General features: G+C 63.6%; 12 protein-coding genes. All 12 read left to right on the top strand.

Annotated elements, in window-relative coordinates; translation table 11 throughout:
- Window positions 1-75 precede the first annotated feature (75 nt).
- The 12 genes from PVE35_RS10905 (at window position 76) to nuoL (ending at window position 14,632) form a co-directional block, all read left to right on the top strand.
- Window positions 76-2,079, top strand: coding sequence for a PhoX family phosphatase (locus PVE35_RS10905; protein ID WP_277374638.1), 2,004 nt, complete (start codon window positions 76-78; stop codon window positions 2,077-2,079).
- Between the two features lie 779 nt (window positions 2,080-2,858).
- Complete coding sequence (locus PVE35_RS10900; RefSeq protein ID WP_013715479.1) at window positions 2,859-3,272, top strand: NADH-quinone oxidoreductase subunit A; 414 nt, start codon at window positions 2,859-2,861, stop codon at window positions 3,270-3,272.
- Between the two features lie 10 nt (window positions 3,273-3,282).
- On the top strand, window positions 3,283-3,960 hold the full coding sequence (locus PVE35_RS10895) for an NADH-quinone oxidoreductase subunit B (protein WP_013715478.1): 678 nt from the start codon (window positions 3,283-3,285) through the stop codon (window positions 3,958-3,960).
- Window positions 3,961-4,023: 63 nt separating this feature from the next.
- Window positions 4,024-5,805, top strand: coding sequence for an NADH-quinone oxidoreductase subunit C/D (nuoC, locus tag PVE35_RS10890; protein ID WP_277374637.1), 1,782 nt, complete (start codon window positions 4,024-4,026; stop codon window positions 5,803-5,805).
- Window positions 5,802-6,302 (top strand): NADH-quinone oxidoreductase subunit NuoE, encoded by a 501-nt coding sequence (gene nuoE / locus PVE35_RS10885; RefSeq protein ID WP_277374876.1) that lies wholly within the window; start codon window positions 5,802-5,804, stop codon window positions 6,300-6,302. The genes nuoC and nuoE overlap by 4 nt, the downstream gene beginning before the upstream one ends.
- On the top strand, window positions 6,299-7,645 hold the full coding sequence (gene nuoF, locus PVE35_RS10880) for an NADH-quinone oxidoreductase subunit NuoF (RefSeq protein WP_277374636.1): 1,347 nt from the start codon (window positions 6,299-6,301) through the stop codon (window positions 7,643-7,645). The genes nuoE and nuoF overlap by 4 nt, the downstream gene beginning before the upstream one ends.
- Window positions 7,646-7,703: 58 nt before the next feature.
- Complete coding sequence (gene nuoG, locus PVE35_RS10875) at window positions 7,704-10,412, top strand: NADH-quinone oxidoreductase subunit NuoG (RefSeq protein WP_277374635.1); 2,709 nt, start codon at window positions 7,704-7,706, stop codon at window positions 10,410-10,412.
- A complete protein-coding gene (gene nuoH, locus PVE35_RS10870) occupies window positions 10,409-11,401 on the top strand; it encodes an NADH-quinone oxidoreductase subunit NuoH (RefSeq protein ID WP_013715473.1) in 993 nt (330 codons plus the stop codon). The genes nuoG and nuoH overlap by 4 nt, the downstream gene beginning before the upstream one ends.
- A gap of 11 nt (window positions 11,402-11,412) precedes the next feature.
- Window positions 11,413-11,961 carry an NADH-quinone oxidoreductase subunit NuoI gene (gene nuoI, locus PVE35_RS10865; protein ID WP_041979355.1) on the top strand — a complete coding sequence of 183 codons (549 nt, stop codon included), beginning with the start codon at window positions 11,413-11,415 and terminating at the stop codon, window positions 11,959-11,961.
- A 9-nt stretch (window positions 11,962-11,970) separates the two neighbouring features.
- Window positions 11,971-12,480: an NADH-quinone oxidoreductase subunit J gene (gene nuoJ, locus PVE35_RS10860; RefSeq protein ID WP_017360843.1), complete on the top strand. Its 510-nt coding sequence runs from the start codon at window positions 11,971-11,973 to the stop codon at window positions 12,478-12,480.
- Window positions 12,477-12,785 carry an NADH-quinone oxidoreductase subunit NuoK gene (gene nuoK, locus PVE35_RS10855; RefSeq protein WP_003460477.1) on the top strand — a complete coding sequence of 103 codons (309 nt, stop codon included), beginning with the start codon at window positions 12,477-12,479 and terminating at the stop codon, window positions 12,783-12,785. The genes nuoJ and nuoK overlap by 4 nt, the downstream gene beginning before the upstream one ends.
- A complete protein-coding gene (nuoL, locus tag PVE35_RS10850; RefSeq protein ID WP_277374634.1) occupies window positions 12,782-14,632 on the top strand; it encodes an NADH-quinone oxidoreductase subunit L in 1,851 nt (616 codons plus the stop codon). Before nuoK ends, nuoL begins: the two co-directional genes overlap by 4 nt.
- Window positions 14,633-14,639: the final 7 nt, after the last annotated feature.

The following is a 14,639-nucleotide window of genomic DNA, read 5'->3' as shown; positions in this document are numbered from 1 at the left end:
AGCGTCTGTCACTATTCCGTCGCTTTACTTGGTTAGCGTCATGGCTCCGTCGATCAGCCTAACCAGGAGCCCTCCGTGCGTAATCAAAAAGAGCAAGACGTGCTATTCGGCAATGGTGATGAACCGCTTAGCAATACGTCCGATAACCCCCATATCAATGACCTCATCGAAGCCGGTCTGAGCCGCCGCCAGGTGGTAGCCGGCGGTGCTGCGCTCGGCGTCATGGGTTTTCTCGGTGTTGCCCTGCCCGGCAGCGCCGAGGCCGCCGGCAATCCGCTCAAGGATCTGCTCGAACGCCTGAAAAAGCGCAACAAGCGTCTGCCATTCGATCCGGTGGCGGTTACCCGAGCGGATACCATCACCGTGCCAGCCGGTTACCGGGCTAGCGCTTTCATCCCCTGGGGCACGCCAATTCGTGGCAGCTTCCCGGCATTTCTCGAAAACGCCGGCAACAGTGCCGCCGATCAGGCCGACCAGACCGGCATGCACCATGACGGCATGCACTTCTTCCCCATCGATGGTCAGCGCGGCGGCGGTCACAAAAGCGACCACGGCCTGCTGGTACTCAACCACGAGTACATTGACGCTCAGCTCCTTCACCCCAACGGCCCCACGCTGATCGCAGGCAAGCGCAGCAGCGCCGATGAGGTTCGCAAGGAAATCAATGCCCACGGGGTTTCCGTGGTGGAAGTGCGCCGGGTGCGCGGCCAATGGGAGGTGCTGCCCAGCGCCCGCAACCGCCGCATCACTGGCGCCACGCCGATGCAGATCAGCGGCCCGGTACGCGGCCACGCCCTGCTACGGACTCGCTACAGCCCCGACGGCACCGCCACTCGCGGCACATTGAACAACTGCGCCAACGGCTTCACCCCCTGGGGCACCTACCTGACCTGCGAGGAAAACTGGGCCGGCTATTTCGCCAGTGGCGATGCCGAACGCCCGCGTGAAATGACCCGCTACGGCGTCGGCAGCGCCAGCCGCTACGGCTGGGATCACCTGGCCGGCGACGAATTCCAGCGTTTCAACGCCACCCGCATGGCCGCCGACGCCACCGGCGACTACCGCAACGAGCCGAATCACTTCGGCTGGATCGTCGAGATCGATCCCTTCGCGCCGGAATCCACCCCGATCAAGCGCACCGCACTGGGTCGCTTCGCCCACGAGGGCCTGGTGTTCGCCCCGGTCAAGCCGGGCCGTCCGGTGGTGTGCTATTCAGGCGACGATTCGCAGAACGAGTACATCTACAAGTTCGTCAGTCGCGGCAGGTACATACCGGGTCGCAGCAACGGCAGCCTGCTCGACGAGGGCACTCTTTACGTGGCGCGCTTCAAGGCCAACGGCAAGGGCGAGTGGCTGGCACTGGATATCAAGAACAAGGCTTTCCAGGCCGCCTGCGAGGCCGCCGGGGTAAGCTTCGCCGACCAGGGCGAAGTGCTGATCAACACCCGCCTGGCTGCCGACATCGTCGGCGCCACCAAGATGGATCGCCCGGAATGGGGCGCGGTGAACCCGAACAACGGCGACGTCTACTTCACCCTCACCAACAACAGTTCGCGCACCGTGGTCGATGCAGCCAACCCGCGTCCGGCCAATGCCTATGGCCACATCATCCGCTGGCGCGAGCAGAGCCGCGACTATGCCGGCCGCGAGTTCGTCTGGAGCCTGTTCCTGCTGGCAGGCCCAGAGAACGACAGCCTCGACCTCAACGGCAAGCCGCTGACCGCCGACAATCGCCTGGCCAGCCCGGATGGCCTGTGGTTCGATGAGGACGGTCGCCTGTGGATTCAGACCGACATGAGCGGCAGCCAGCTCGCCAGCGGGCCATTCGGCAACAACCAGATGCTGGTGGCCGAACCGACCACCGGTGAGATGAAGCGCTTCCTGGTTGGCCCCGCGGGTTGTGAGGTCACCGGTATCACTGCCACGCCGGACTTCCGCACGCTGTTCGTCAATATCCAGCATCCGGGTGAAGGCTCCACACCAACGAATTTCCGCAGCACCTGGCCGGACGGCCCCGGCCGTCGCCCACGCTCGGCCACAGTGATCGTCACGCGCGAAGACGGTAAGCCGCTGTTCTAAGCCTGTCGCAGGCCCCCTCTCCCGTGCAGGGCGAGGGGGGCCTCCTCTGTGCCGCCAACAGGCTGAAAACAACCAACTGCAGAACACGGCAAGCGGCTTGAACAGCTAAAACGAGCACACGCCTGGACGGTCATTGCGACCGCACCCATCACCCTAACCTTCCTGTCGTCATGACAGAAAAATTACTTTTTCTTATATAAAAAAGTTATTAATGCATTTAATGCATTAAAAATGCCGCCTACCATCTCCTTGCAGAGAGCGAGTCTCAACGCGAACGAAAGGGTTTTATTAGCATTCGTCCGCGCAATTTTTCTTCTGCTACCTTTAATCCTAGGAGCAGTGCGGATTTGCTGCGAAAGTTTCGTTCGTCCATCGGTATTGCTTCCAAAGTATGCTCGCGCGCCGCCGCCAAGTCTCGGACAATACTGACCGTTAAGCCCTTCGAGCGGCGTTACCAGTGCAGCACGCCCCCGATTCAGAGCGGTGAACGCGACAGAGTGTTGCATGGGTGCAACGAGGCAGTGCAGGTGCGTAAAACAATGAACCTATCCGCCGCGCGCCAATCTGCAACATCAGGCTCCTTGTGATGAGCGCTTGGCTGCAAGCGAGCCACAGGGCAAGGGTTTTGACACAAAGAAGACCGAATTTATTTGACGCTGGAAATTTACTTATGCCGTTCATCGGGCATAGAATTGTTTTCAGGATTTTTCAGAGCCCGTGCAGCCTGCGCGGCTCCATCATGAATAATAGAAGCCGTCTCTTTACCAAGGAGTACCGGCATGCCTGATGCGGTAACGACCATGTCCCATAACTGGGCTTTCGCTGTGTTCTTGCTGGGTGTTTGTGGGCTGATCGCCTTCATGCTCGGCGTTTCCAGTCTGCTCGGCAGCAAAGCCTGGGGACGTAGCAAGAACGAGCCTTTCGAGTCGGGCATGCTTCCTACCGGCAGCGCGCGTCTGCGCCTGTCAGCCAAGTTCTATCTGGTCGCGATGCTCTTCGTGATCTTCGACGTTGAAGCCCTCTATCTCTTCGCTTGGGCAGTCTCGGTGCGCGAAAGCGGCTGGGCGGGCCTGATCGAAGCTACAGTTTTCATAGCAATTCTGTTGGCAGGTCTTGTCTATCTTTGGCGTATCGGGGCGCTCGACTGGGCACCTCAGGGACGTCGTGAACGGCAGGCGAAGCTGAAACAATGAGGCTTTGGCGATGCAATACAAACTTACTCGGGTCGACCCGAATGCGCCCAACGAGGCGTATCCGATCGGCCAGCGGGAGGTCGTCTCCGACCCGCTGCTAGAGGACCAGGTTCACAAGAACATCTACATGGGCAAGCTCTCGGACGTGCTTAACGGCGCGGTCAACTGGGGGCGCAAGAATTCCTTGTGGCCGTACAACTTCGGCCTGTCCTGCTGCTATGTGGAAATGACCACTGCCTTCACCGCCCCGCACGACGTGGCGCGTTTCGGTGCGGAAGTCATTCGCGCATCACCCCGCCAGGCCGACTTCATGGTCATCGCCGGCACCTGCTTCATCAAGATGGCGCCGGTCATCCAGCGTCTCTATGAGCAGATGCTGGAACCCAAGTGGGTCATCTCCATGGGTTCATGCGCCAACTCCGGCGGCATGTACGACATCTACTCGGTCGTTCAGGGCGTGGACAAGTTCCTCCCCGTGGACGTCTACATTCCCGGCTGCCCGCCCCGTCCGGAGGCGTTCCTGCAAGGCTTGATGCTGCTGCAGGAATCCATCGGCCAGGAGCGCCGCCCGCTATCCTGGGTCGTTGGCGATCAAGGCATCTACCGTGCCGAAATGCCTTCGCAGAAGGAACAGCGACGCGAGCAGCGAATCGCCGTTACCAACCTGCGTAGCCCCGACGAAGTCTGAGCCGATGCTTGCCTGCGCAAGCGTCACGCCCACTTTCTACGTTGATCGACAGCGACCGAGACCATGACTCAAGACACCGTTGTGTCCATACCGCCTTACAAGGCTGACGACCAGGACGTCGTCGCCGAACTGCGCGCCCGTTTTGGCGACGACAGTTTCACCCTGCAAGCGACCCGCACCGGCATGCCGGTTCTCTGGGTCGCCCGTGAGCGCCTTATCGAAGTGCTCACCTGCCTGCGCAACCTGCCGCGCCCCTACGTGATGCTCTATGACCTGCATGGCGTCGACGAGCGCCTGCGTACCCAGCGTCGCGGCCTGCCGGACGCCGACTTCACGGTGTTCTATCACCTGATGTCGCTGGAGCGTAACAGTGACGTGATGATCAAGGTCGCCTTGTCCGAGCGCGACCTCAACCTGCCCACCGCCACCAGCATCTGGCCCAACGCCAACTGGTACGAGCGCGAAGTCTGGGACCTGTACGGCATCACCTTCACCGGCCACCCGCACCTGAGCCGCATCATGATGCCGCCGACCTGGGAAGGTCACCCGCTGCGCAAGGACTATCCCGCGCGCGCCACCGAATTCGATCCGTTCAGCCTGACCCTGGCCAAACAGCAGCTGGAAGAAGAAGCCGCGCGCTTCCGCCCGGAAGACTGGGGCATGAAACGCGGTGGCGAGCACGAGGACTACATGTTCCTCAACCTCGGCCCCAACCACCCCTCCGCCCACGGCGCGTTCCGCATCATCCTGCAGCTAGACGGCGAAGAGATCGTCGATTGCGTGCCGGAGATCGGCTACCACCACCGTGGCGCCGAGAAGATGGCCGAACGGCAGAGCTGGCACAGCTTCATCCCCTACACCGACCGCATCGACTACCTCGGCGGGGTGATGAACAACCTGCCCTACGTACTCTCGGTGGAGAAGCTCGCTGGCATCAAGGTGCCGGCCCGCGTCGACTTCATCCGCGTGATGCTCGCCGAGTTCTTCCGCATCACCAGCCACCTGCTGTTCCTCGGTACCTATATCCAGGACGTTGGCGCCATGACCCCGGTGTTCTTCACCTTCACCGACCGCCAGCGCGCCTACAAGGTGATCGAAGCCATCACCGGCTTCCGCCTGCACCCGGCCTGGTACCGTATCGGCGGCGTCGCCCACGACCTGCCACGCGGCTGGGACGGGCTGGTCAAGGAATTCGTCGACTGGCTGCCCAAACGTCTCGACGAGTACGAGAAAGCGGCGCTCAAGAACAGCATCCTCAAGGCCCGCACCATCGGCGTGGCGCAGTACAACACCAAGGAAGCGCTCGAATGGGGCACCACCGGTGCCGGCCTGCGCGCCACCGGTTGCGACTTCGACCTGCGCAAGGCGCGCCCCTATTCCGGCTACGAGCACTTCGATTTCGAAGTTCCGCTGGCGGCCAATGGCGATGCCTACGACCGCTGTATGGTGCGCGTGGAAGAGATGCGCCAGAGCATCCGCATCATCGACCAGTGCCTGAAGAACATGCCGGAAGGCCCATACAAGGCGGATCACCCGCTGACCACGCCGCCGCCGAAAGAGCGCACGCTGCAGCACATCGAAACCCTGATCACCCACTTCCTGCAGGTTTCCTGGGGCCCGGTCATGCCGGCCAACGAAGCCTTCCAGATGATCGAGGCGACCAAGGGCATCAACAGCTACTACCTGACGAGCGACGGCAGCACCATGAGCTACCGCACCCGGATTCGCACGCCCAGCTTCCCCCACCTGCAGCAGATCCCCTCGGTGATTCGCGGCAGCATGGTGGCGGATCTGATCGCCTACCTGGGCAGTATCGACTTCGTCATGGCCGACGTGGACCGCTGATCATGAATACGCTTATCCAGACAGACCGTTTCGTTCTCAGCGAAACCGAGCGCTCGGCCATCGAGCACGAGATGCACCACTACGAAGACCCGCGCGCCGCCAGCATCGAGGCGCTGAAGATCGTGCAGAAGCAGCGCGGCTGGGTGCCGGACGGTGCCGCTGACGCCATTGGCGAAGTCCTCGGCATCCCGGCCAGCGACGTCGAGGGCGTGGCCACCTTCTATAGCCAGATATTCCGTCAGCCGGTGGGCCGTCACGTGATTCGCGTGTGCGACAGCATGACCTGCTACATCGGTGGCCATGAATCGGTGGTCAGTGAAATGCAGAAGCAGCTCGGCATCGGCCTTGGCCAGACCACCAGCGATGAGCGTTTCACCCTGCTGCCGGTGTGCTGCCTGGGCAACTGCGACAAGGCTCCTGCGGTGATGATCGACGACGACACCTTCGGCGATGTCCAACCTGACGGCGTCGCCAAGCTGCTGGAGGACTACAAATGAAGCCCCTGACCTCCATCGGCCCAGCCAACCGCATCGCCCGCAGCGAAGAAACCCATCCGCTGACCTGGCGCCTGCGTGACGACGCCCAGCCGGTATGGCTGCAGGAGTATCAGCAGAAGAACGGTTATGCTGCCGCACGCAAGGCCCTGACCGAGATGGCTCAGGCCGACATCGTGCAGACCGTCAAGGAGTCCGGCCTCAAGGGTCGTGGCGGCGCGGGTTTCCCCACCGGCGTGAAGTGGGGCCTGATGCCGGCCGACGAATCCATGAACATCCGCTACCTGCTGTGCAACGCGGATGAAATGGAGCCCAACACCTGGAAAGACCGCATGCTGATGGAACAGCTGCCCCACCTGCTGGTGGAAGGCATGCTGATCTCCGCGCGCGCACTGAAGGCCTATCGCGGCTACATCTTCCTGCGCGGCGAGTACGTCGACGCCGCAGCCAACCTCAACCGCGCTATCGATGAAGCCAAGGCCGCCGGCCTGCTCGGCAAGAACATTTTTGGCAGCGGCTTCGATTTCGAGCTGTTCGTCCACACCGGCGCCGGCCGCTACATCTGCGGCGAGGAAACCGCACTGATCAACTCGCTGGAAGGCCGCCGCGCCAACCCGCGCGCCAAGCCGCCCTTCCCGGCCGCCGTCGGCGTCTGGGGCAAGCCGACCTGCGTCAATAACGTCGAGACCCTGTGCAACGTGCCGGCCATCGTCGGCCAGGGCGTGGACTGGTACAAGGGCCTCGCCCGCCCGGGCAGCGAAGACCACGGCACCAAGCTGATGGGGTTCTCCGGGAAGGTGAAGAACCCCGGTCTGTGGGAGCTGCCGTTCGGCATCACCGCCCGCGAATTATTCGAGGACTACGCCGGCGGCATGCGCGATGGTTACCAGCTCAAATGCTGGCAGCCGGGCGGCGCCGGCACCGGCTTCCTGCTGCCCGAACACCTCGAGGCGCAGATGTACGCCGGCGGCATCGCCAAGGTCGGCACACGCATGGGCACCGGCCTGGCGCTGGCAGTCGACGACTCGATCAGCATGGTTTCCCTGCTGCGCAACATGGAAGAGTTCTTCGCCCGCGAGTCCTGCGGCTGGTGCACGCCCTGCCGCGACGGCCTGCCGTGGAGCGTGAAGATCCTTCGTGCACTGGAGCGTGGCGAAGGCACACGCGAGGACATCGCCACCCTGCTCGGCCTGGTCAACTTCCTCGGCCCGGGCAAAACCTTCTGTGCTCACGCGCCAGGCGCCGTGGAGCCGTTGGGCAGTGCCATCAAGTATTTCCGTGAAGAGTTCGAGGCCGGTGTGGCCAAGGTGGCGACCACGCCCCGCATGCCGGCAAGAACGAGCTGAACAGACGAATTCCCTTAGCCAGCCGCTTTTCTGAAGCGGGTAAACGAAGACTGAAGAAATGGCCACTATCCACGTAGACGGCAAAGATTTCGAAGTCGATGGTGCAGACAACCTCCTGCAGGCCTGCCTGTCCCTTGGACTCGATATCCCCTACTTCTGCTGGCACCCGGCGCTTGGCAGCGTCGGCGCCTGCCGCCAGTGCGCGGTCAAGCAGTACAACGACGAGAACGACACCCGTGGTCGCATCGTCATGTCCTGCATGACGCCCGCCACCGATAACACCTGGATCAGCATCGACGACGAAGAGTCCAAGGCGTTCCGCGCCAGTGTCGTCGAATGGCTGATGACCAACCACCCGCACGACTGCCCAGTCTGTGAGGAAGGTGGCCACTGCCACCTGCAGGACATGACGGTGATGACCGGGCACAACACCCGTCGCTACCGCTTCACCAAGCGTACCCACCAGAACCAGGAACTCGGCCCGTTCATCGCCCACGAGATGAACCGCTGCATCGCCTGTTATCGCTGCGTGCGCTACTACAAGGACTACGCCGGCGGCACAGACCTGGGCGTCTACGGCGCGCATGACAACGTGTACTTCGGCCGTGTCGAGGACGGCACGCTGGAAAGCGAGTTTTCCGGCAACCTGGTCGAGGTCTGCCCGACCGGCGTGTTCACCGACAAGACCCACTCCGAGCGCTACAACCGCAAGTGGGACATGCAGTTCGCCCCGAGCATCTGCCATGGCTGCTCCAGCGGCTGCAACATCAGCCCCGGTGAGCGCTATGGCGAGCTGCGCCGTATCGAGAACCGCTTCAACGGCTCGGTGAACCAGTACTTTCTCTGCGACCGTGGCCGCTTCGGCTATGGCTACGTCAACCGCGAAGATCGCCCACGTCAGCCGCTGCTGGCCGGCCAGGCCATCGGCATCGATGCCGCGCTGGACAAGGCCGCCGAGCTGCTCAAGGGCAAGCGCGTGATCGGCATTGGCTCGCCGCGCGCCAGCCTGGAATCCAACTTCGCCCTGCGCGAGCTGGTGGGTGATGCCAATTACTACAGCGGCATCGCTGCCAGCGAACTGGCCAATATCCGCCTGATCCGCGACATCCTGCAAAACGGCCCGCTGCCGACCCCGACCCTGCGCGATGTCGAGCTGCACGACGCCATCTTCGTCCTCGGCGAAGACCTGACCCAGACCGCCGCACGCCTGGCCCTGGCCCTGCGCCAGGCGGTCAAGGGCAAGGCCACCGAGATCGCTGCCGGTGCACGCATCCAGGACTGGCACATGGCAGCGGTGCAGAACGTTGCCCAGCACGCTCGTCACCCGCTGTTTATCGCCAGCGTCGCTGAAACCCGCCTCGACGATATCGCCGAGCAGTGCGTGCACGCCGCGCCGGCCGACCTGGCCCGTATCGGTTTCGCCGTGGCCCACGCCATCGACCCGAGCGCCCCAGCCGTCGACGGCCTGGACGCCGAAGCCGGCGAACTGGTGCAACGCATCGCCGATGCCCTGATCAATGCCAAGCGCCCGCTGATCGTTTCCGGCGCCTCCCTGGGCGACAAGGCCCTGATCGAAGCCGCCGCCAATATCGCCAGCGCGCTGAAGAACCGCGAGAAGAAGGGCTCGCTGAGCCTGGTGGTGCCTGAGGCCAACAGCCTGGGGCTGGCCCTGCTCGGTGGCGACTCCGTCGATGCCGCACTCGATGCTCTGAGCAACGGCCAGGCCGATGCCGTGATCGTGCTGGAAAACGACCTGTACCGCCGCGCCGATGCCGCCAAGGTCGATGCCGCACTCAGCGCAGCACAGACGCTGATCGTCGCCGATCACCAGCGCACCGCCACCAGCGAACGCGCCCACCTGCTGCTGCCGGCGGCCAGCTTCGCCGAAGGCGACGGCACCCTGGTCAGCCTCGAAGGCCGCGCCCAGCGCTTCTTCCAGGTCTATGAGCCGAGCTACTACGACAGTAATATTCTGATCCGCGAAGGCTGGCGCTGGCTGCACGCGCTGCACAGCACCCTGCAAGGCAAGGCCGTGGACTGGACGCAACTGGATCAGGTCACCGAGGCCTGCGCCGCCAGCAACCCGCTGCTGGCCGGCATCAAGGACGCCGCGCCTAGCGCCTCGTTCCGCATCAAGGGCCTCAAGCTCGCTCGCGAGCCGCACCGCTACAGTGGTCGTACCGCCATGCGCGCTAATATCAGCGTGCACGAGCCGCGTCAGCCGCAAGATCAGGACACCGCCTTCGCCTTCTCCATGGAAGGCTACGCCGGCAGCAAGGAAGATCGGCAACAGATTCCGTTCGCCTGGTCGCCGGGCTGGAACTCGCCGCAGGCCTGGAACAAATTCCAGGACGAGGTCGGTGGTCATCTGCGCGCTGGCGACCCCGGCGTACGCCTGCTCGAAGCTGCCGGCAACGCCCTGCCCTGGTTCGCCGTGAACGCCGCGTTCAACCCGGCAGCCGGCACCTGGCAGGTGGCGCCGCTGCACCACCTGTTCGGCAGCGAGGAAAACTCCGCGCGCGCCAAACCGATTCAGGAACGCATGCCCGAGCCCTATGTGGCCCTGGCCCGCGATGAAGCGGCACGCCTGGGGGTGAATGACGGCGCGCTGCTGGCCCTGCGCGTCAACGGCCAGGCCCTGCGCCTGCCGCTGCAGGTGCGTGATGACCTGGCCATTGGCCTGGTCGGCCTACCGGTCGGCTTGCCGGGCATTGCCGCGACGCTCGCCGGTGCCAGCGTGACCCTGCTGCAGGAGGCCGCGCAATGAGTTGGCTGACGCCCGAACTGATCGAGATCGTCATCGCGGTACTCAAGGCCATCGTCATCCTGCTGGTGGTGGTGGTCTGCGGCGCGCTGCTGAGCTTCATCGAGCGCCGTCTGCTCGGCTGGTGGCAGGATCGCTACGGCCCCAACCGTGTGGGGCCGTTCGGCATGTTCCAGATCGCCGCCGACATGATCAAGATGTTCTTCAAGGAGGACTGGACGCCGCCGTTCGCCGACAAGTTCATCTTCATCCTGGCGCCGATGATCGCCTTCTCGGCGATGCTGATGGCCTTCGCCATCATCCCCATCACCCCGACCTGGGGCGTGGCGGATCTGAACATCGGCATCCTGTTCTTCTTCGCCATGGCGGGTCTTTCGGTCTATGCCGTGCTGTTCGCCGGCTGGTCGAGCAACAACAAGTTCGCCCTGCTCGGCAGCCTGCGTGCCTCGGCCCAGACCATCTCCTACGAGGTGTTCCTGGCCCTGGCGCTGATGGGCGTGGTGGCGCAGGTAGGCTCGTTCAACATGCGCGACATCGTCGACTACCAGGCGCAGAACCTGTGGTTCATCATTCCGCAGTTCTTCGGCTTCTGTACCTTCTTCATCGCCGCCGTCGCCGTGACCCACCGTCACCCCTTCGACCAGCCGGAAGCCGAGCAGGAGCTGGCCGATGGTTACCACATCGAATACGCCGGGATGAAGTGGGGCATGTTCTTCGTCGGCGAGTACGTGGCCATCGTCACCGTGTCGGCGCTGCTGGTAACCCTGTTCTTCGGTGGCTGGCACGGCCCGTTCGGCCTCCTGCCGCAGATTCCGTTCTTCTGGTTCGCGCTGAAAACGGCCTTCTTCATCATGATCTTCATCCTATTGCGCGCGTCGATCCCGCGCCCGCGCTATGACCAGGTCATGGCCTTCAGCTGGAAGTTCTGCCTGCCGCTGACCCTGATCAACCTGCTGGTGACCGGCGCCGTCGTGCTGGCCACGGCCCAGTAAGGAGAAAAGCAATGTTCAAGTACATCTGGGACGTGCTGGTCGGTACCGGCACCCAACTGCGCAGCCTGGTCATGGTCTTCAGCCATGGCTTTCGCAAGCGCGACACCCTGCAATACCCGGAAGAACCGGTCTACCTGCCGCCGCGCTACCGTGGCCGCATCGTCCTGACCCGCGACCCCGACGGCGAGGAACGCTGCGTGGCCTGCAACCTGTGCGCCGTGGCCTGCCCGGTGGGCTGCATCTCGCTGCAGAAGGCCGAGACCGATGACGGCCGCTGGTACCCGGAGTTCTTCCGTATCAACTTCTCGCGCTGCATCTTCTGCGGCCTGTGCGAGGAAGCCTGCCCGACCACCGCGATCCAGCTCACCCCCGATTTCGAGATGGGCGAGTTCAAGCGTCAGGATCTGGTGTACGAGAAGGAAGACCTGCTGATCAGCGGCCCCGGCAAGAACCCGGACTACAACTTCTACCGCGTTGCCGGTATGGCCATCGCCGGTAAGCCCAAGGGCGCCGCGCAGAACGAGGCCGAGCCGATCAACGTGAAGAGCCTGCTGCCTTAGGAGTTTCTGATGGAATTCGCGTTTTACTTCGCCGCCGGTGTGGCGGTGGCAGCAACGGTCGGGGTGGTCACCAATACCAACCCGGTGCATGCCCTGCTCTATCTCATCGTCTCGCTGCTGGCGGTGTCGATGGTGTTCTTCGCCCTCGGTGCGCCCTTTGCCGGTGCGCTGGAAATCATCGTCTATGCCGGCGCCATCATGGTGCTGTTCGTCTTCGTGGTGATGATGCTCAACCTTGGCCCGGCTGCTGCCGAGCAGGAGCGCAAGTGGCTGACGCCCGGTATCTGGGTCGGCCCGGCGATTCTCAGCGCCCTGCTGCTCGGCCAGTTGCTCTATGTGCTGCTCAATCACGTCAGCGACGCCCATATCGGCCACACCACGGTGGAAGCCAAGGCCGTCGGTATCAGCCTGTTCGGGCCTTATCTGCTGGCGGTAGAGCTGGCCTCCATGCTGTTGCTCGCCGCACTGGTCGCCGCCTACCACCTGGGCCGCCACGACGCCAAGGAGCCCACCGCATGACTGGAATCCCACTCGAACACGGCCTGGCCCTGGCCGGCGTGCTGTTCTGCATCGGCCTGGTCGGCCTGATGGTGCGGCGCAACATCCTGTTCATCCTGATGAGCCTGGAAGTGATGATGAACGCCGCTGCACTGGCCTTCGTCGTCGCTGGCGCCCGTTGGGGCGCGGCTGACGGCCAGGTGATGTTCATTCTGGTGATCACCCTGGCAGCCGCCGAGGCCAGCATCGGCCTGGCGATCCTGCTGCAGCTGTATCGCCGCTTCAACACCCTGGATATCGACGCTGCCAGCGAGATGCGCGGATGAACCTTCTAGCCCTGACTCTATTCTTCCCGCTGCTCGGCTGGCTGCTGCTGGCCTTCTCGCGCGGACGCTTCTCGGAAAACACCAGCGCGCTGATCGGTGTCGGCTCCATCGGCCTGGCCGCCGCCAGCGCTGCCTGGGTCATCGCCGCGTTCCTCGGCAACCCGCCGGCCGGCGGCGCCTACAGCCTCACCCTGTGGCAGTGGATGAGCGTCGAAGGCCTGGCGCCGAGCTTCACCCTGCATCTGGATGGCCTGTCGGCCACCATGCTCGGTGTGGTCACCGGCGTGGGTTTCCTGATTCACCTGTTCGCTAGCTGGTACATGCGCGGTGAAGAAGGCTATTCACGCTTCTTCGCCTACACCAACCTGTTCATCTTCAGCATGTTGCTGCTGGTATTGGGCGACAACCTGCTGGTGCTGTTCTTCGGCTGGGAAGGCGTGGGCCTGTGCTCGTACCTGCTGATCGGCTTCTACTACAAGCACGTGCCCAACGGTAACGCAGCGCTCAAGGCCTTCATTGTCACTCGCGTCGGCGACGTGTTCCTGATGATCGGCATGTTCCTGCTGTTCATCAACCTCGGCACCCTGAACATCCAGGAGCTGATGGTGCTGGCGCCGCAGCAATACGCGGCCGGCGACACCTGGCTGTGGCTCGCCACGCTGATGCTGCTGGGCGGCGCGGTCGGTAAATCCGCCCAGTTGCCGTTGCAGACCTGGCTGGCCGACGCCATGGCTGGCCCGACCCCGGTGTCGGCGCTGATCCACGCGGCGACCATGGTCACCGCCGGCGTATACCTGATCGCCCGTACCCACGGCCTGTTCCTGCTGACCCCGGAAATTCTCGAGCTGGTCGGTATCGTCGGCGGCGTGACCCTGGTGCTGGCCGGCTTCGCCGCCCTAGTGCAGACCGACATCAAGCGCATCCTCGCCTACTCGACCATGAGCCAGATCGGCTACATGTTCCTCGCCCTGGGCGTCGGTGCCTGGGATGCGGCGATCTTCCACCTGATGACCCACGCCTTCTTCAAGGCCCTGCTGTTCCTCGCTTCCGGCGCGGTGATCAACGCCTGCCACCACGAGCAGAACATCTTCAAGATGGGCGGCCTGTGGAAGAAACTGCCGCTGGCCTACGCCAGCTTCATCGTCGGTGGTTCCGCGCTGGCTGCCCTGCCGCTGCTGACCGCTGGTTTCTACTCCAAGGACGAGATCCTCTGGGAAGCCTTCGCCAGCGGCCACAGCGAGCTGCTCTATGCCGGCCTGGTCGGCGCCTTCCTGACCTCGATCTACACCTTCCGCCTGATCTTCATCGCCTTCCACGGCGAGCAGAAGACCGAGGCGCACGCCGGCCATGGCATCGCCTACAACCTGCCGCTACTGGTGCTGATCGTGCTGTCCACCTTTATCGGTGCCTGGATCACCCCGCCGCTGGCCGGCGTGCTGCCGCAAAGCGCCGGGCATGCCGGGGGCGAGGCCAAGCACAGCCTGGAGCTGCTGTCGGGGCTGATCGCGGTGAGCGGCATCGTCATCGCCGCCCTGCTCTTCCTCGGCCAGCGCCGCGTCGCCTCTGCCGTAGCGCAGAGCGCGCCGGGTCGCCTGCTGAGCGCCCTGTGGTTCGCCGCATGGGGCTTCGACTGGCTGTACGACAAGCTGTTCGTGCGCCCTTATCTGCTGCTCTGCCACCTGCTGCGCCGCGACCCCATCGACCGCGGCATCGGCCTCATCCCGCTGCTCGCGCGTGGCGGCAACGCCGCACTGGTGCGCAGCGAGAACGGCCAGGTGCGCTGGTACGCCGCTTCGATCGCCGGGGGCGCCGTACTGGTGCTCGCCGCCATCCTCTTTCTGAGTTAAGGAAAAC

It is taken from the genome of Pseudomonas sp. AA-38 (assembly GCF_029457475.1).
GTDB lineage: Bacteria > Pseudomonadota > Gammaproteobacteria > Pseudomonadales > Pseudomonadaceae > Aquipseudomonas.
This window is presented reverse-complemented; position numbering and strand designations above follow the sequence as displayed.

Bases quoted from the DNA above. Each gene is read 5' to 3' on its own strand.
- nuoJ (WP_017360843.1), top strand. From the start codon at position 11,971: ATGGAATTCGCGTTTTACTTCGCCGCCGGTGTGGCGGTGGCAGCAACG.
- nuoC (WP_277374637.1), top strand. From the start codon at position 4,024: ATGACTCAAGACACCGTTGTGTCCATACCGCCTTACAAGGCTGACGAC.
- nuoF (WP_277374636.1), top strand. From the start codon at position 6,299: ATGAAGCCCCTGACCTCCATCGGCCCAGCCAACCGCATCGCCCGCAGC.
- PVE35_RS10900 (WP_013715479.1), top strand. From the start codon at position 2,859: ATGCCTGATGCGGTAACGACCATGTCCCATAACTGGGCTTTCGCTGTG.
- nuoH (WP_013715473.1), top strand. From the start codon at position 10,409: ATGAGTTGGCTGACGCCCGAACTGATCGAGATCGTCATCGCGGTACTC.
- PVE35_RS10895 (WP_013715478.1), top strand. From the start codon at position 3,283: ATGCAATACAAACTTACTCGGGTCGACCCGAATGCGCCCAACGAGGCG.
- nuoG (WP_277374635.1), top strand. From the start codon at position 7,704: ATGGCCACTATCCACGTAGACGGCAAAGATTTCGAAGTCGATGGTGCA.
- nuoL (WP_277374634.1), top strand. From the start codon at position 12,782: ATGAACCTTCTAGCCCTGACTCTATTCTTCCCGCTGCTCGGCTGGCTG.
- nuoI (WP_041979355.1), top strand. From the start codon at position 11,413: ATGTTCAAGTACATCTGGGACGTGCTGGTCGGTACCGGCACCCAACTG.
- nuoK (WP_003460477.1), top strand. From the start codon at position 12,477: ATGACTGGAATCCCACTCGAACACGGCCTGGCCCTGGCCGGCGTGCTG.